Annotated in this window: 15 protein-coding genes and 1 pseudogene; 7 read left to right on the forward strand and 9 right to left on the reverse strand. The window is 60.8% G+C overall.

Annotated features, from left to right (window positions below; all coding sequences use genetic code 11):
• Positions 1-152: 152 nt before the first annotated feature.
• From ACWKWE_RS28145 to ACWKWE_RS28155, 3 genes are all read right to left on the reverse strand, one after another.
• The gene (locus tag ACWKWE_RS28145) at positions 153-767 is read right to left on the reverse strand and encodes a 3'-5' exonuclease (protein ID WP_341961880.1); all 615 of its coding nucleotides are present in this window, start codon (positions 765-767) and stop codon (positions 153-155) included.
• A 132-nt stretch (positions 768-899) separates the two neighbouring features.
• Positions 900-1,379 (reverse strand): NYN domain-containing protein, encoded by a 480-nt coding sequence (locus ACWKWE_RS28150; protein WP_166597513.1) that lies wholly within the window; start codon positions 1,377-1,379, stop codon positions 900-902.
• Between the two features lie 186 nt (positions 1,380-1,565).
• The gene (locus ACWKWE_RS28155; protein WP_483852403.1) at positions 1,566-2,372 is read right to left on the reverse strand and encodes a DUF2076 domain-containing protein; all 807 of its coding nucleotides are present in this window, start codon (positions 2,370-2,372) and stop codon (positions 1,566-1,568) included.
• Between the two features lie 192 nt (positions 2,373-2,564).
• Here ACWKWE_RS28155 and ACWKWE_RS28160 point away from each other — a divergent pair, with 192 nt between their 5' ends.
• Positions 2,565-3,227: a DUF7847 domain-containing protein gene (locus ACWKWE_RS28160; protein ID WP_341961878.1), complete on the forward strand. Its 663-nt coding sequence runs from the start codon at positions 2,565-2,567 to the stop codon at positions 3,225-3,227.
• Positions 3,228-3,236: 9 nt separating this feature from the next.
• Positions 3,237-4,328, forward strand: a complete 1,092-nt coding sequence (locus ACWKWE_RS28165) for an endonuclease/exonuclease/phosphatase family protein (RefSeq protein WP_166597510.1) — start codon at positions 3,237-3,239, stop codon at positions 4,326-4,328.
• A gap of 110 nt (positions 4,329-4,438) precedes the next feature.
• Here ACWKWE_RS28165 and hrpB read toward each other — a convergent pair whose 3' ends face one another.
• Complete coding sequence (gene hrpB, locus ACWKWE_RS28170; protein WP_483852404.1) at positions 4,439-6,970, reverse strand: ATP-dependent helicase HrpB; 2,532 nt, start codon at positions 6,968-6,970, stop codon at positions 4,439-4,441.
• A 143-nt stretch (positions 6,971-7,113) separates the two neighbouring features.
• Here hrpB and ACWKWE_RS28175 point away from each other — a divergent pair, with 143 nt between their 5' ends.
• Together ACWKWE_RS28175 and ACWKWE_RS28180 are read left to right on the forward strand one after the other, a co-directional pair.
• Positions 7,114-7,539 carry a polyribonucleotide nucleotidyltransferase gene (locus ACWKWE_RS28175; protein WP_401150507.1) on the forward strand — a complete coding sequence of 142 codons (426 nt, stop codon included), beginning with the start codon at positions 7,114-7,116 and terminating at the stop codon, positions 7,537-7,539.
• Positions 7,540-7,569: 30 nt separating this feature from the next.
• Positions 7,570-8,475, forward strand: coding sequence for a cation diffusion facilitator family transporter (locus ACWKWE_RS28180; RefSeq protein ID WP_483852405.1), 906 nt, complete (start codon positions 7,570-7,572; stop codon positions 8,473-8,475).
• 168 nt (positions 8,476-8,643) lie between these two features.
• On the opposite strand, the gene ACWKWE_RS28185 is transcribed toward ACWKWE_RS28180, so the two are convergent.
• Entirely contained in the window at positions 8,644-9,468 is an 825-nt protein-coding gene (locus ACWKWE_RS28185) for a DUF6515 family protein (protein ID WP_483852406.1), read from the reverse strand.
• Here ACWKWE_RS28185 and ACWKWE_RS28190 point away from each other — a divergent pair.
• From ACWKWE_RS28190 to ACWKWE_RS28200, 3 genes are all read left to right on the forward strand, one after another.
• Positions 9,448-10,017, forward strand: coding sequence for a hypothetical protein (locus tag ACWKWE_RS28190; protein ID WP_483852407.1), 570 nt, complete (start codon positions 9,448-9,450; stop codon positions 10,015-10,017). The two genes, ACWKWE_RS28185 and ACWKWE_RS28190, sit on opposite strands and share 21 nt — an antisense overlap.
• Before the next feature lie 216 nt (positions 10,018-10,233).
• A complete protein-coding gene (locus tag ACWKWE_RS28195; protein WP_166597505.1) occupies positions 10,234-10,713 on the forward strand; it encodes an Lrp/AsnC family transcriptional regulator in 480 nt (159 codons plus the stop codon).
• A gap of 45 nt (positions 10,714-10,758) precedes the next feature.
• On the forward strand, positions 10,759-10,965 hold the full coding sequence (locus ACWKWE_RS28200) for a DUF2788 domain-containing protein (RefSeq protein ID WP_166597504.1): 207 nt from the start codon (positions 10,759-10,761) through the stop codon (positions 10,963-10,965).
• Positions 10,966-11,119: 154 nt separating this feature from the next.
• On the opposite strand, the gene ACWKWE_RS28205 is transcribed toward ACWKWE_RS28200, so the two are convergent.
• The 4 genes and pseudogenes from ACWKWE_RS28205 to ACWKWE_RS28220 form a co-directional block, all read right to left on the reverse strand.
• On the reverse strand, positions 11,120-11,752 hold the full coding sequence (locus ACWKWE_RS28205) for a pseudouridine synthase (protein ID WP_483852408.1): 633 nt from the start codon (positions 11,750-11,752) through the stop codon (positions 11,120-11,122).
• Between the two features lie 63 nt (positions 11,753-11,815).
• Positions 11,816-13,312 carry an AMP nucleosidase gene (gene amn, locus ACWKWE_RS28210; protein WP_178115759.1) on the reverse strand — a complete coding sequence of 499 codons (1,497 nt, stop codon included), beginning with the start codon at positions 13,310-13,312 and terminating at the stop codon, positions 11,816-11,818.
• Between the two features lie 187 nt (positions 13,313-13,499).
• Positions 13,500-15,149, reverse strand: a complete 1,650-nt coding sequence (locus ACWKWE_RS28215; RefSeq protein WP_483852409.1) for an acyl-CoA dehydrogenase family protein — start codon at positions 15,147-15,149, stop codon at positions 13,500-13,502.
• Positions 15,150-15,287: 138 nt separating this feature from the next.
• Positions 15,288-17,219 (reverse strand): annotated as a pseudogene (locus ACWKWE_RS28220) (sensor histidine kinase); the annotation flags it as partial.
• Positions 17,220-17,291 lie beyond the last annotated feature (72 nt).

Here is a 17,291-nt window from a genome sequence, read left to right on the forward strand (position 1 = left end):
AGGCTCGACTTTTATTCTGAGTGTTGGTCCTGCGGGGAAGACAGTCACTCGGATTTTTTGGAGCACTATTGTAGGAAGATTGATCTGACAGAATCAGTAACAACTGAAGATTTTTCGACCCATACACTTTTTCAGCCAGATCTAATCAACCCTCAGAACCCACGATGCTTGCTGATGGCCTCTGCGATTTTTTTCGCGGGGACCTTCTGCAACGTGCACATTAACTTGTGGGAAACCCCGGCCAGACCGTGGGTGGTGCGCAGTTCCTGACTCAGGTGCGCCGTGAGGTTGGCCGCCATCTCGGCATCGGCCATGGCCCGGTGAGCCTTGCCGGTATCTGGCAGCCCCGCCCAGGACGTCAACGTGCCGAGTTTGTGATTCGGCGCGGCAGGCAGTAGACGTCGCGCCAACAGCATGGAGCAAGCAAAGCTTTGCTCGCGGTTACGTTTAATACGGGACAGTTCGTAGTCCCAGAACTTCTGGTCAAACGCGGCGTTGTGTGCGACCAGTGGCGTCAACCCGACGAACTCTGCCACTTCGTTCATGACTCGCTCTGCCGGGGGCGCGGTACGAAGCATGCTGTTGCTGATGCCGGTGAGCGATTCGATGAACGACGGTATCCGCACGCCAGCGTTCATCAGGCTCTGATAACGCTCGACGATGACGCCCTCTTCCATGATGACCACGGCAATCTCGGTCGCCCGACAATTGCTGTTGGGAGAAATGCCGGTGGTTTCGAAGTCGATGACGGCGATGCGTTCTTGCATGGAAAAACCTTTAAATATTACGTTTTGACGCAGTTCACCTGTAGGAGTGAGCTTGCTCGCGATGACGGCAGATTATTCAACACTGTGGTGTCAGGCAGACCCAAATCGCGAGCAAGCTCACTCCTACAGTCCTCAGCTTTTAAGCAGCAACCCGCCTTCAATCGGCACATATCTGCTGGCGGCACGGATCAGTGAGTTCGCGGTCAGGCCCGGTACGCCGTAGGCCACCGCCTCGACCCCATGCTTGCTGATGATGCGTTCGAGCAGCAGATCAAAGTCGCCATCGCCCGACGCCAGCACGACTTCGTCGACGTTGGGAGCAACGTCCATGATGTCGATGGTGATGCCCACGTCCCAATCGCCTTTGGCCGAGCCGTCGCTGCGCTGAATGTAGGGCTTGAGTTTGACGGTGAACCCGAGGTTGCGGAGGATCTGCTGGAATTGCTGTTGTTTGGCGTCGCCGCGATCAATGGCGTAAGCGTACGCCTCGACGATCTGCCCACGCTGACTGATGTCCGCCCACAAGGCGGCATAGTTGAAGTGACAACCATGAGCCTGACGCACGGTGTAATACAGGTTCTGTACGTCGGCAAACACCGCGATTCTTCTCACCGGAACTCCTCGATGCGCTGACAAGCGACTTCGACCCGAACGCCGGATCGGCGCTCAGTATGCCAGTTTGAGAAGGGGATTGAAGGTCTGTGTGCCGGTTGAGGGGCGAGGCGTGAACGTTCTGCGAACAATCAAACAAGGAACCGCATGCAGCCGGAAAGGCTACATGCGGTTACGGGTGAGTCATCAGACGTAAGAATCGTCGTCATCGCCCCCAAAGAAACCACCACTGTCATCATTGCTGTAATCGGTGTCCGCGAAACCACCGGAGTCATTACCCCAGCCATCGTTACTGGTCACGCGCTGCTGGTCGTCGCCCCAGCCGCTGTTTCCATTGCCGAGATCATGATCGGCAGCCGGTTGCGCCGGTTGTTGCTCGATGATTTCGACGATTTCCTGGGGCTGGCTGTTGTGGTGGAACAGGCTGCTGATGCCTTCAGCGAGCATCACGCCACCGGCCACACCGGCTGCAGTTTTCAACGCACCGCCGAGAAAGCCAGTGCCAATGGGGGCTGCGGGCGCCTGTTGTGGAGGCTGCGCGTAGTTGCCTTGCGGGGGCGGGTTGTACGGAGGTGGGCTGGCAGGGCCGTCGCGCCAGCCGCTGCCCGATGCCGGTGGAGGGCTCGATGGGCGCGAGAAGGACGACGCCGGCTGCTGTGGCTGCGGATCGCGGGAGCCGCCGCCAAAGATGCTCGACAAGAAACCGCCGCTGCTCTGGGCCGGCGCGGCTTGTGTCTGGGCTTTGGCGCGTTGAAGCTCAGCCTGGAGCTGTTGAATCTGCTCATCGCGCTGACGGCTTTGGGCTTCCAGCTGTTTGATAGCGACTTCCTGAACCAGAATCGCCTGCGCCATGTAATACGGGGCACCGGGTTGCCGTGTCAGATGATCCTTGATCAGCGCCTCGGCCTGGGCGTCTCGGGGGGCCGACTCGGTTTCCGCTTGTTTGAGTTTGGTAAACAAGCCGTCGATCAGGGTTTGCTCTTCGCTGTTCATGGCGACCTCGTTAGATTGCCGTAAGAATTCTGTGACGTGACCACAATGGTCAGACACAAACAGTAATGGGGCGTTTCAAGGGCGTTTCAATAGAGTGTAGAAAAAGTTAAGAAGCGGGACAGACCTGCCTTATTGGCCCGTAAGACCGCTCATACGTTAAAGTGTCCGCCTGGTTTTTCCTGTGACCCATTCATGAATCCGCTGACGATCATTCAAGACTCGCTTTACTTTTTCCGCCGCCATTTCGCGACCATCGTGACGCTGTGCCTGCCGCTGGTAATTCTCGAAGCCTTGACCAAGCAACTGCTCGCCAGCGCTGTGGGGCCGGACGGTTCCGCGAGCTGGCAATTGTTGATTGGCCTGCTCTTTTACCCGCTCTACACCGGCGCGCTGATTCTGTTCCTCGCCGCCAAGACCCGTGGCGAAACGCCCGCCAAGCGTGACCTGCTGGCCGCCACGTTGCGCCTTTGGCCGACCTTCGCTGTCCTGACCGCTTTGAGTACGCTGCTGATCATGGCCGGTCTGTCGCTGTTTATCGTTCCCGGCGTGTGGGTGATGATCAAGCTGGTGTTCTCGGAGTACCTGCTGGTGCTGCGAGGCTTGGGCCCACTGGACGCCATGCGTGAAAGCTTCAAGATGACACGTGGGCATCTGGTACGGATTCTGGCGTGCGTGCTGTTCGTTTACATTCCGCTGTCGGTGCTTGAAGGCCTGAGCCTGTACGTGCTGCCCGATCAGCAAAGCCCGCTGCTGTCGTTGGCAGTGGACAGCATTTCCAGCTTCTTGCAGCTGTTCATTAGCGTGGTGATGTTCCGTCTGTTCATGCTGATCGACGAGCCCGTCCGACCGGCCTGAGGAGCGCCGATGCAACGTTCATTGCGCTACCTCATCGCGTTTGCGCTGTTGGTCGTTCTGGCGGCGGGCCTGATCTACGACGTGACCTGGCACCCCGCCCGACAAGAGCAGATGCCGGTCACCTGCAACGCCAAGGACGCCACGCCACCCATCCTCGTCCCCGGTCAGACGCTGAAAGTCATGACGTGGAATATTCAGTACCTCGCGGGCAAACGCTATGTGTTCTGGTACGACCTCTCCGACGGCAGCGGCCCTGATGAACGCCCGACTCCCGAAGACATTGCTTACAACCTGGATGAAGTGGCGCGGGTCATTCGCGACGAGCAGCCGGACATCGTGCTGTTGCAGGAGGTCGATGACGGCGCCAAAAACACCGACTACACCAATCAACTGGCACTGTTGCAGGAGCGGGTGACGGATCTGTACCCGTGCAGCACCGAGGCGTTTTACTGGAAATCGGATTTCGTGCCTAACCCGCATATCTACGGCAGCGTCGGCACCAAGCTGGCGACATTGAGTCGCTATCGACTGGACACAGCCGAGCGCCTGCAATTGCCCTCACCCAGTGCCAACTGGCTGGGTCGTCTATTTGAACCCAAGCGCGCTTTACTGGTGAGTTATCTGCCGCTTCGCGATGGTGGGCAGCTGGCGGTGGTGAACACGCATTTGGGGGATTTCAAACCCGGCGATGACACCGTTCAAAGACAGGTGGCTGCAACGACGCAACGGCTGGACACGCTCGAAGCCAACGGGACGCTATGGGTCAGCGGTGGCGACTTCAACCTGCTGCCACAAGGACAGTATCAGCGACTGCCCGCCGAACAACGCGAACAATACGCGCCAGAGAGTCAGCTGCATGCGCTGTGGGAAAAGTACCCAATGATCCCCAGCAACGACGACGTCAACGGTGAGAGTCCGCGAAAGTGGTACACCCGCTTCCCCAACGACCCACGGGTGAATGGACCGGATCGCACGCTGGATTATCTGTTTTACAGCCCGGCGCTGAAGCGAATCGACGCGCAGGTTCGGCAGGAAGATACGTTGCTGATTTCGGATCATTTGCCGGTGATTGGGCGGTTTTTGTTGCCGGGTGCGCCATAACACAACCTTCACCTGTAGGAGTGAGCTTGCTCGCGAAGCGTTACACCCTCTAGCATTGATCAGTCAGAAAGATAGCTATCGCGAGCAAGCTCACTCCTACAGGGGTAACGCTACTTCCTCGGCTTGATCCGCGCGGTCGGCTCGGCAATCAACGGATCGTCTGGCCAGTAATGTTTGGGGTAGCGTCCCTTCAGATCCTTCTTCACCTCGGCGTAGGTGCTGCGCCAGAAGTTGGCGAGGTCTTGCGTGACTTGCACCGGTCTGCGCGCAGGCGAAAGCAGGTGCAGTTTGACGATCTGTCGGCCGCCCGCGATGCGTGGCGTGTCGGACAGGCCGAACAGCTCTTGCAGACGCACGGCGAGGATTGGCGGTGTTTCGCTGTAGTCCAGTCGCACAGAGGAGCCCGACGGCACGCTCAAATGATGCGGCGCCTGTTCGTCCAGTCGCTGCGGCAGCGGCCATGGCAGCAGGTTGTGCAGGATCGACGAGAGGTCCAGATTGCCGAAATGACTGAGCCGCGTGACCTTGCCCAGGTACGGCATCAGCCAATGCTCCAGACGCTCAAGCAGCGCTTCGTTGCTGATATCTGGCCATTCGCTGCTGTTCTGTTTTTGCAGGTCCAGTTGGCGCAACAGGCTGACCCGCGCCTGCCATTGGCGCAGTTCCGGCGTCCAAGGCAACAACTCCAGCCCCTTGCGTCGCACCAGCGCCAGCAAGGCCTGGCTGCGTGCTGATTCATCCAGCCCTGTCAGCGGCTCGCGACTGATGATCAACTCACCCGCCTTGCGCTGACGCTCAGCACGGAACACGCCTTCGCGCTCGTCCCAGTCCAGTTGATCGAACGTGGTCACTTGCTCCGACAGGACCGACTCGAACAGCGCCGGATCGAACTCCGCTGCCAGGTAAATCCGTTCTTCACGCTGCCCCTGCCGACTGCCGAGGTCGGCAATCACCAGCCACGGCTCTTTCATCAACGCATCGGGCTCAGCGAACAGCGCAGCGCGGCCGTTGGCCAATCGGTATTCACCGCCACCCGCCTTACGTTGTTGCGCGACGCGATCGGGGTATGCCAAGGCGAGCAAGGCGCCCAGCCAGCGGGGGTGATCGGGATTAGAAACAGGCTGCGTCGACGCCCCTTTCAGATAGCCGCGATATTGCCGCGACAGCTGCTTGGCCCGCTGCACACCACCCTGGGCACCGCGCCCGGCTTTTTCAGTGCCTGCGAGCAATGTCAGACGACTGTGCAAATCGGCACCTGCGCCACGCAGAATGTCGCGTTCGCCCAGCAACGCGGCGACGTCACAGGCCAGCGCGCCAAGCCCCAAAGCCTGGCCGCGCAGCAGCAAATGTGCGATGCGCGGATGAGCAGGCACGTCGGCCATCGCTTGACCATGGGTTGCAAGCTTCCACTCTTCACCCGGCTTACGGGCCAGCGCGCCGAGGCGACCGAGCAAATCCTGCGCCTGTGCGTATGCGGCGGCGGGCGGTGTGTCGAGCCAGACCAGTTGCGCAGGCTCAACGCCCCATCGAGCGAGCTGCAACGCCAGACCCGCGAGGTCCGCCTGAAGAATCTCCGCCGTGCCATACGCGGCGAGTTGATCGTGCTGGGCCTCGGACCACAGCCGATAGCACACGCCCGGTTCCAGACGCCCTGCCCGACCGGCCCGTTGCGTGGCGCTGGCGCGGGAGATGCGCTGGGTGTCGAGCCGGGTCATGCCGCTGCCCGGATCGAAACGCGGCACCCGCGCCAACCCGGCATCGACCACCACACGCACACCATCGATGGTCAGGCTGGTCTCGGCGATGTTGGTGGCCAGCACCACTTTGCGCTTGCCGCTCGGGGCCGGTTCGATGGCCGCGCGTTGGGCGCTCAGGTCCAGCTCGCCATGCAGCGGACAAAGCATCACGTCGCTGCGCTCACCTAAAACGTCGGCGAGCTGTTGATTGACGCGACGAATCTCCGCCTGTCCCGGCAGAAACACCAACAGGCTGCCAGTCTCGTTGCCCAGCGCGTCGAGTACGGTCTGCACCACTCGCGGCTCGATGAACTCGCCCGGTTGAAACGGCCGCCCCCACTGCATCGTCACCGGGAACATGCGGCCTTCGCTGCTGATCACCGGCGCATCGTCGAGCAGGCTCGACAGCCGCTCGCCTTCCAGCGTCGCCGACATCAGCAGAATCTTCAGCGGCTGTTCATCGCGAAACAGGGCCCGACCATTAAGGCTCAAGGCCAGGGCGAGATCGGCGTCGAGACTGCGCTCGTGGTATTCGTCGAAGATCAGCAGGCCGACGCCGTCCAGCGACGGGTCTTCCTGCAAACGACGGGTGAGAATCCCTTCGGTGACCACTTCAATGCGCGTGTTCGGCCCGACTTTGCTCTCCAGACGAATTCGGTAGCCGACTGTTTCCCCGACCTTCTCGCCCAGCTCCGACGCCAACCGCTCCGCCGCCGCACGGGCCGCGAGGCGGCGGGGTTCGAGCATCAGAATCGTCTGCCCCGCCAGCCACGGCTCCTGCAGCAGCGCCAGGGGCACGCGCGTGGTCTTGCCCGCTCCCGGTGGCGCTTCGAGGACGGCTTCGTCACGTTCGACAAGGGCCTGGCGCAGGGCAGGCAGGACGGCATCAATGGGCAGTGAAATCATGAGGGCTCCAAAACAGACCGCTGATTATACGGGCGCGCGCCGCCGCTTTGTTTCTCTCAACACAGAACCGTCTTCGTCGTTGGATAGTCTTATTGCTTAGGCATTTGCCTTGTATAGTTGCGACTTCCTCTGAGGAGATTTTCATGCGCATTCCTTCCCGTTTGATTGGCGGTGCCCTGGTCGTCAGCCTGCTGGCCCAACTGACCGCGTGCGGCAGTATTTTCTATCCTGAACGTCGCGGCCAGATTCAAGGCAGCGGTCGCATGGACCCGGCCATCGTGGTCCTCGACGCCATTGGCCTGCTGTTTTACATCCTGCCCGGCGTGATCGCGTTTGGCGTCGACTTCGCCACTGGCGCGATTTACCTGCCAGACGGCAAGCAAGCGCAAATCGACCCGGAGAAGTTGCAACCGGCCGTGCGCACCGATGGCACCGTGGACAACCTGCGACTGCAAGCCATTCTGAAGACCGAACTGGGCCGCAACCTGCCGCTGGATGACCCGCGTCTGATCCAGCACAAGGGCAGCGTTGAACAACTGGCCTCTTTGGGCCTGGTGCCGTCCGCCTGATGTTTTCGAGGTTAGATTGAAGGAAGCGCCATGAGCAGCAGCCCTGAACACGCCCGGTTATTGCGCCTGGCAACCCGCGCGTCGCTGGCCGTCGCAAGCATTCTGATCATCGCCAAGGCCATTGCCTGGTGGCTGAGCGGGTCGGTCAGTCTGCTCGCTGGTTTGACCGATTCGTTGCTCGATGGCGCGGCGTCGTTCCTCAATCTGCTGGCCGTGCATTACGCGCTGCGGCCGGCAGATGAAGACCACCGCTACGGGCACGGCAAGGCCGAAGCCTTGTCGGGCATGGCGCAATCGTTGTTCATCGCGGTCAGTGCGTTTCTGATCGGCTTTCAGGCCATCGAGCGCATTCAGCACCCTCAAGCGCTGGGAGCCCCGGGGCTGGGGATGCTGGTCATGCTGCTGTCCATCGCGCTCACCGTGGCGCTATTGATGTTGCAGCACAAGGTGGTGAAGGAAACCGGGTCGGCGGCGATTCGTGCCGACTCGCTGCATTACCGTTCCGACCTGCTGCTTAACATCAGCATCATGGTCGCGTTGGGGCTGGCGTATTTCGGCTATGACCAACTGGATGCGTATTTCGGTCTGGCGATCGCGTTCTACATTCTGTGGAGCGCGATTTCGATTGCGCGAGAAACGGTGTCGGTGCTGATGGACGCCGAGCTTGAACCGGGCGTGAGCGCTCGGATGCTGGAATTGGCGCAAGGCGTGCCAGGTGTATTGGGCGCTCATGATTTGCGCACCCGGATTTCAGGGAATCACTGGTTTGTGCAGCTGCACTTGGAATTGCCGGGCGCGTTGACGCTGCTGGTGGCGCATGAACTGTGCGAGCAGGTCGAACGGGCGATCATCGCCGAATTCCCCAAGGCCGAAGTGCTGGTGCACGCCGACCCGCAGGAAGTGGTGAATCGGGCGAACAGCCCGGTGATGAATTGAAGCAGTACCCCCCTCGAACCGAGGGTGTTCTCTGTAGGAGCGAATTCATTCGCGATACGTCGGCATGGGCGACACATGGGTGTCGGATGTACCACCGCTTCGCGAATGAATTCGCTCCCACAGGGGCAACCGAGCAGGCATCCTGAGGGCATCACCGATCTTCAGCCCTCACTGCTGAACGCTATACCCCCGCCCTGCATAACACGCTGCCATGGCCTGACGATAAATCCCGACCACCTCTGGCGCTGGCTGGTAGGTCGCGGCGGCCGGGTCGAAGTTGCTCTGCTGCACGGCATAGCGGTAACAGTCGTAACGGTCCTGCTCGACCTGCTGTTGCGACTGACCATTCGCAGGGTAGGCCACCACATCGTACGGATCGGCAGGTTGCTGTTGCTGCACCTGCTGTTCAGGCGAATAGACCGGCTCCACGCCCTGCGGCGGTTCGGCGACGACGTATTCCTGAGAGCTCTGCTCGTAGGTGTAATAGGTGCCCGCCGCGACGAAAAACAGCGCGCTGCCAAGCCAGACTTGCTGGGCGTAATCCGGCAGATACCGCACGCGCACGCCTCGCGGTGGCGCAACAACCACATAACGCGGACCTTGCGGGCGATACCAATAGCCGCCTGAGTAGAAATAGTCGCTGCCGTGATACGGCACGCGGGAGTAACCGCCCGGCATCCGGTCTATCTCATAGCCAGGACGATAATGCGGCCCGCCGCCCCATCCATCGCCGTGCCCACCGGGACGACCGTTGTTGCCGGGACGGTTATCGCCGCCGCGCCACGGATTGTTGTCCCGAGGTTGATCACGGTAGAAACCCTGACGCGGCTGCTGAGTCTGCACCACGGTGTCCGGGCGACTCTGAATCGGTAGATTGCCCTGGCGGTCTTGCAACTGACGCTGCTGCAACTGTTGCTGCTGCTGACGTTGCTGTTGCTGTTGCTGTTGCTGAAGCTCCTGCTGGCGCTGTTGTTGGCGCTGCTGTTCCTGCACCTGATCCTGACGCTGCTGGTTGCGCTCACGGTCCTGCTGCTGGCGTTGCTGATCCGCCCGCTGTTGCTGGTTCTGTTGAATCTGCCGCTGCTGGTTCTGTTGTTCCTGCTGGCGCTGCTGCTGGTATTGCTGCTGTTGCTGTTGGCGTTGTTGCTGCTGCTCGCGCTGCTGATCCATATTGAAGCTGCGCTGTTGGTTCTGTTGTTGTTGCTGCTGTTGTTGCTGCCGCTGCTCGAAGCCCCGCTGCTGTTGCTGGCGTTGCTCATTGCGCTGCTGTTGTTGATTGTTATCGTCGGCCAACACCTGAGCGCTGATGCTCAAGGCCAAAAGACTGACACCTGCCAAACGCCAGATGCGCATGTTCATGCTTTCCTCACTGCGGCGCGGATACTTGATGGTAGGACTGCATTATGGGTGCGCCGTTCGCAGCACTCTATAAGCGTGCACAAAAAAAGAGGGCCCTTTGGGGAGCCCTCTTTCGAATACTTCGTCCTGGCTCGACGCTTTTGGCGCCGGCTCACCTCGCATCATCTTCTGGACAGTGCGTAGCCCGGTGGCCTGGTCAACCCTGTCGGATTGGAGGCCGCGGCTGGCCTGATTCGGCGGGCCGCGCTGGACGCTGTGTCCGGGCAGTGATTCTGGTTAAAAGAATAGGCCTGAGCATGCGACACAGGATTGCGAATGTTGCTGACGAAAACACCACTTGCGCAATTTTTCCCTTCGGATGAATAATTCAGCGCAATTGATCTCATAAAGGTACCCGTCGTGAGCAAGCTCGATAGATATGACCTGAGTATTTTGGCCGAACTGCAACGTGACGCGCGCATTTCCAACCAGGAGCTGGCCGAGCGCATCGGTCTGTCACCATCGCCTTGCTCGCGGCGGGTCAAACAGCTGGAAGACGACGGCTACATCGTTCGTCAGGTGGCTCTGCTGGATCGCAAGAAGCTGGGGCTGAGCCTGACGGCGTATGTGTTGATCGGCATGGACCGTCACACCCCGGATCGCTTCGAACACTTCGAGCAGCAGATCCGCAGCCTGCCGCAAGTGCTGGAGTGCAGCCTCGTGACGGGCGTCGACGCCGACTATCAATTGAAGGTCGTGGTGCCGGACATGGACCACTATCAGAAATTTCTGCTGGGCCACCTGACCCGTATCGACGGCGTGACCAGCGTGCGTTCGAGCTTCGTGCTCAATCAGGTGCTGGCGAGCACTGAATTGCCGCTGGTGCACCTGAGAAGCTGATTCCCGTTCCATTCACCCCGCACTGCCGATTCGAAGGAGACGACCATGGAACCCGAGGTGTTCGAAGAATGGATGATGACCATTCTGGTGACCGTGCTGATCGGTTTCATGGGGTTCATCGTCTGGGACCTGGCCAAGAAATCGAAAGCTGGACGCTTCGGGACGATCATTTTGTTCGGTGTACTGGGGTTGGGCGTGCTGGCGTTTGTGATCAAGAGCGTGGTGATTGCGTACATCGAGCAGCATAAATAGGTCGGCTGAACACAGGTCCTGTAGGAGTGAGCTTGCTCGCGATGCTGTTCACCAGACACACAAAAAGTGTCTGATAGACCGTATCGCGAGCAAGCTCAATCCTACAATGGACGGCGTTATGTCAATCGCAGCAGCGTGACGGCCAAAATCGGCATTACAGCTTCGCGGGCACTTCCCGCCACTGTCCCTGATCCAGCCCTTCAATGCTCCAGTCGCCAATCCGCACCCGCACCAGTCGCAAGGTCGGCAACCCTACCGCCGTCGTCATCCGGCGCACCTGCCGGTTACGCCCCTCTCTGATGACCAGTTCCAGCCAACTCGTCGGCACGCTTTTGCGAAACCGCACGGGCGGGTTGCGTGGCCACAGTTCAGGCTCGTCCAGCTGCCGAGCCTGCGCAGGCAAGGTCGGGCCGTCGTTCAGTTCGACGCCGTCACGCAGCCTTTGCAATTGCTCGTCGCTCGGTTCGCCCTCGACTTGCACCCAATAGGTCTTGGCCAGTTTGTGTCTCGGGTCGGCGATGCGCGCCTGCAATTGCCCGTCGTTGGTCAGCAGCAACAGCCCCTCGCTGTCGCGGTCCAGCCGCCCGGCCGGATAGATACCGGGGATGTCGATGAAGTCCTTGAGGGTCGCACGCCCTTCTCCGTCGCTGAACTGAGTCAGCACGTCGAACGGCTTGTTGAACAGAATCAAACGGGGTTCGGCAGGCGGGGCCTTGGCGACACGACGAGGCGCACTGGAAGGGCCAGGCGCAGGACGGCGGGAAACGGGGCGTTGATGACGGGACATGACAACTCAAGGCGCGGAAACAGAAAGGGCCACTTTAGTGGCCCTTTCGCTAAACGCCTAGCCTCAACGGAACGGCGGTTCGTCGAAACTGCGCAGTTTGCGCGAGTGCAGCGAGTTGAGCTGCGTGCGCATCAGGTCCAGCGCGGCGATGCCGATCTTCAGATGCTGGGTCACAGCGCGCTCATAGAAGGCGTTGGCCGAACCCGGCAGTTTGATTTCGCTGTGCAGCGGTTTATCCGACACGCACAGCAGCGTTCCGTACGGGACCCGAAGACGATAGCCCTGAGCCGCGATGGTGCCGCTTTCCATGTCCACGGCGACAGCGCGGGACAGGTTGATCAGCGGGCGTTCTTGCGCCCAGCGCAGTTCCCAGTTGCGGTCGTCGTAGGTCAGCACGGTGCCGGTGCGCAGACGCTTTTTCAGGTCGTCGCCACGTTCGCCAGTGATTTGTGCCGCCGACTCCTGCAACGCCAGTTGAACCTCGGCCAGCGCCGGAATCGGGATGTTCGGAGGCAGCACACGGTCGAGAATGCCGTCGCGACGCATGTAAGCGTGAGCCAACACGTAGTCACCGATGGTCTGCGACTGACGCAGGCCGCCGCAGTGGCCGATCATCAGCCAGCAATGCGGACGCAGCACGGCCAGGTGGTCAGTGATGTTTTTCGCGTTGGACGGGCCGACGCCGATGTTGACCAGTGTCACGCCATGGCCGTCTTCGGCGATGAGGTGATAGGCCGGCATCTGATAGCGGTGCCAGACGACGCTGGACACGATGGCCTGCGCCTCGCCGTGGTCCATGCTCTTGTCGACGACGACGTTGCCCGGCAGCACCATCTTCACGAAGCGCGGATCGTCGCGCAGTTTTTCCAGGCCATGGACGATGAACTGGTCAACGTAGCGGTGGTAGTTGGTCAGCAGAATCCAGGGCTGCACATGGCGCCAGTCGCTGCCGGTGTAATGCACCAGACGGCGCAGGGAGAAATCCACGCGAGCGGCGTCGAACAGCGCCAGCGGCAGTGGGTCGGTGTTCGCCCAGTCATAGAGACCGTCGGCGATGCCATCAGTGGCGGCCGACAGGTCGGTGCTCGGGAACACGCGAGCCAGGGTCGCGGCGGTCACCCCGGTGCCTGCCAGCTCATCGCCTTGCTCAACGACGTAGGGATACGGAATGTTCTGCACGCTGACGCCCACTTCGACGGTGACGGTGAAGTCGTTCATCAGCGGGGTGAGCTGTTCGATCAGGTATTTGCGAAACGCCGCCGGGTGAGTGACGGTGACGCTGTAGGTGCCCGGCAGCTGGACCTTGGCGTATGCGCGGGTGGTCAGCGGCACTTCGCCGTGGCAGTGGTAGGTCAGACGCAATTCGGGGTAGCGGAACTGCAGACGCTCGTCGGCGTCCGGTTCAACGCGGTCTTTGAGGTAACGCTTGAGCGCCTGGCTCAACGCAGTGGTCGCACGTCCGTGCAGCTCGGCAAGCCGGTCCACAGCTTGCTCGGCAGTTTTTACGACAATGAAAGCTTCAGTCACGATGCGCATCCTTCTGATCTTGCAAGGCTCCATCTTGCCTGCAACGGCGGGGGAAGGCACGAACGGCGTTGATGAAACACCAACGGGAGGCGGTATTCCCCTGTGGGAGCGAATTCATTCGCGATACGTCGGTGCTGGCGATGCAGTTGTATCGGCTGTGCCACCGCATCGCGAATGAATTCGCTCCTACAGTAGATCAGCGGCACGTATGAGATGTTGGTCAGCCAATCGGCGGGGTTGAACGCGCCACCAGCGCTTCCACATCCACCCCACGGGACAGCGCGCCATAGACGCGTCCCGGATGCTGCAAACGCCCGGCGATAAACCCGTCGCTGACCACCGAGTTCCCCGCCTCCAGCAGCAGCTTGGCCTGTAAACCGACGGCGATGTCTTCGGTCAGTTGACGGGCACGGTATTGGATGTCGGCGGTGTCCTTGAATGCGGTTTTCAATCGGTCGATGTGCGCGGCCAGTCGAGCGTCGCCATGGCCATCCCCCAGTTCATCGAACAACGCGTCGAGCACACCCGGCTCCTTCGACAAGGCACGCAGCACGTCCAGGCACTGCACGTTTCCCGAGCCTTCCCACGTCGAATTGACCGGCGCTTCTCTGTAAAGACGAGGCAGGATGGTGTCCTCGACGTAGCCCGCGCCACCCATGCATTCGGCGGCTTCGTTGATCATGGCCGGAGCGCGTTTGCAGATCCAATACTTGCCCACCGCCGTGACCAGCCTTGCGAAACGTGCTTCGTGGGAGTCGTCCAGCCGCTCCAGCGAGCGGCCCATGCGCAGGGTCAGCGCCAGCGCCGCTTCGCTTTCCAGCGCCAGATCGGCCAGCACGTTCTGCATCAGCGGCTGCTCGCTCAACACTCGCCCGCTGACGGCCCGGTGCGCGCAATGATGGGCTGCCTGAGTGAGTGCCTGACGCATCAACGCGCTGGAACCGGTCATGCAATCGAAGCGGGTCATGGCGACCATTTCGATGATGGTCGGCACACCGCGCCCCTCCTCGCCCACCATCCACGCCAGCGCGCCCCGGAATTCGACTTCGCTGGACGCATTCGACCAGTTGCCGAGTTTGTTCTTCAGGCGCTGTATGTAGAACTCGTTGCGGGTGTCGTCCGGACGATGGCGCGGCAGCAGGAAACAGGTCAGGCCTTTGTCGGTCTGCGCCAGCGTGAGAAAGGCATCGCACATCGGTGCCGAGCAGAACCACTTGTGGCCGACCAGCTCATACGCCTGACCGGGGCCGGGCTGGCCGACGGGATAGGCGCGAGTGGTGTTGGCGCGCACGTCGGTCCCGCCCTGTTTCTCGGTCATCGCCATGCCAATGGTCACTCCCGCTTTGTGAGCGATGCCGACGTTGCGCGGGTCGTACTGGGTGGCGAGGATTTTTGGCAGCCAGATGTCGGCCAGATCCGGTTGCAAGCGCAAGGCGGGAACGCTGGCGAAGGTCATGGTCAGCGGGCAACCACTCCCCGCTTCCGCCTGGCTGTGCAGGTAGCTCATGGACGCGCGGGCGACGTGGGCGCCTTCCCGGGGATCGGTCCAGGGCAACGAGGGAATGCCCTGCTCGACCGCCGTTTGCATCAGTTGGTGATAGGCGGGGTGAAATTCCACCAGGTCGATGCGATGGCCGTAGCGGTCATGGCTGGCGAACTCGGGCTTGTTCTGATTGGCGAGAAAACCCGCCTCCATCAGCGGACCGCCTGCCAGCGCACCGTAAGCGTCAATCTTCGATTCCGCCCAGCCCGCGCCGTAGCGTCTGGACCACTCCTGCAACGGCAGGTCAATGCGGTAAAGGTTCGCCCCGTCCAGCGAGGGCGGCTGGTTGGTGACGTCGTGTGTTTCGGCGAACTGATGCAGGTTCATGGCGGCCTCCGGTTCTGATCGGTGCACGGTAATGGCGCAGATGTGAGCCAGTGAATCACGCACGAGAAGCCGAAAAAAGTGCCATAGCCGACTAAATCACGGCGGGGTTGTCACCTACGTGACCGACAACGTCGCTCGCTCAACGTCCACGCTCAACCGGAACTGGCTGCCAACGCCCGGTTCGGACTGGTGACTCAAGCGCCCGCCCTGCAGCTCGATCAGCTTGCGGCAGATCGCCAGACCGATCCCGAGGCCGCCGTACTCGCGGGTCATGGAGCCGTCGACCTGATAGAAGTTGGCGTACAGCGTGTCTTCGTCCAGCCTCACGAAGCCTATACCGGTGTCGATCACGTCCAGCAGCAAACGCACCTGCTGGTCGTGAGCATGTCCACTCACGCACAGTCTGATCGCACCGCTTTTGGTGAACTTGATGGCGTTGTCCAGCAGGCAATCCAGGCATTGACGCAGTTTCAGCGAGTCCCCTAGCAAGCTGTCCGGCAAGGTTTCGTCCAACTCGACACTCAGGGACAGCGCCTTGTTCCGAGCCAAAGGTTCGAACGTACTGCGCACTTGAAACAGTAAATGCCGCAGGCTGAATGCTTCGCGCTGAACGCCGATACGCCCCGCTTGCAGCTCGGTCAGGGTGAGGATGCCGTTGACGATGCCCATCATGTTCTGCGCGGAATCCGCAGCAGTCTGGCGGTACAGCGCGATTTCCTCATCGCAGACCTCCATCTGCATCAGCTCCAGGGAACCGATCACGCCATTCATTGGGGTGCGCAGTTCGTGGGTCAGGGTGGCAAGAAACTCGTCCTTGAGCCGGTTGCTGACCGCCAGTTGCTGGTTGAGTGTTTCCAGCTCCTTGCTCGACTGCGCCATGATCTGGGTCTGCCGGTCGCGCATGGTGTTGATGCGGTCCGCCAGCGCCAGCGACAGCAGTGCGACTTCCACGACAGAGCCGATCTGGCTGGCGTACATGGTCCAGAAATTGTTCGGCAAGTGCCCCAACAACATGGTCGCGTTGATCACCCCGCCCAACAGAAATGCCGACCAGGCGAAGATGAAATAACGGGCAACCCGACGCCCCTTCAGCCAGGCGACGATGCCGATCAGCAGAATGACCGGGGTAAACAACAGAACCAGCCCGGTCACCAGCCTCAGTGCGATGCCGTAATCCATGGTCAACGACAGAATCATGATGACGGCGGCGCACAGCATCATCAGCACGAGCGGGGAATCGAGCCAACGCCCCAGCCCCGGCGTTTGCAGGAACTTACGCGCAAATTGGCTGGCGAACAGGATCGCCGCCGCAATCAGAAACGTCGTGGAGACGTTGGCCCACCACGGGTTGTCCGGCCACAGGTATTCGATACCGGCACCGTTGACCGACACCTGATACAGCCCGAAACAGCTGATGTAGAGGATGTAATAGAGGTAGCTGGTGTCGCGCACGCTCACGTAAATGAACAGGTTGTAGACCAGCATCACCAACAACACGCCGTAGATCATGCCGAGGATATACAGCCGCGACGGCTGATCTTCGATGTAGGCGTGACTGGCCCACAGATTGAGCGGCGCCTGAACGGAGCCATGGCTGGCGACGCGAACGTAGACGGTCTTGGTCTCGTTGGCCTTCAGGTTCAGGTCGAACAGGTAGTTGTTCTGTTTTATCTGACGGCTCTGGAATGGCAGCATGTCGCCGGTTCGCCACGTCAGGCTCGGCTCGGCGGTCTCGCTGGCCATGTACAGATCGACGTGGTCCATGGGTGGGTAGGCGAGTTCGAGCAACCAGTCGGCCGAGGCCACCGGGTTCGCGGGCCTGTAGGTCAATTGCACCTTTAACCAGAAGGCGGACTCGGAGTAACCGGCGTTCAGCGCACCGGCATCCAGCGCGTGAAACTGCGCCTGGCCTTCGGGCGAGGCTACCTGTTCAATCGTCGCCGAACCGCTCGGGTCCTCGAACACCTGAGTCGCGCGGCCCAGCGACAAGGTGCGCGTGGTTTCGTCGAACTCCAACGCGCTGGCCAACGTAGGCAACAGGATCAACAACAACGTCAGCAGAACGCGCATACAACACCGCCGACATTCATGGGGGCGGCCATGCTGTTCGCCCAGACTGTAGGAAACGACGCTAGGTTTGAG

The organism is Pseudomonas salicis (genome assembly GCF_057128705.1).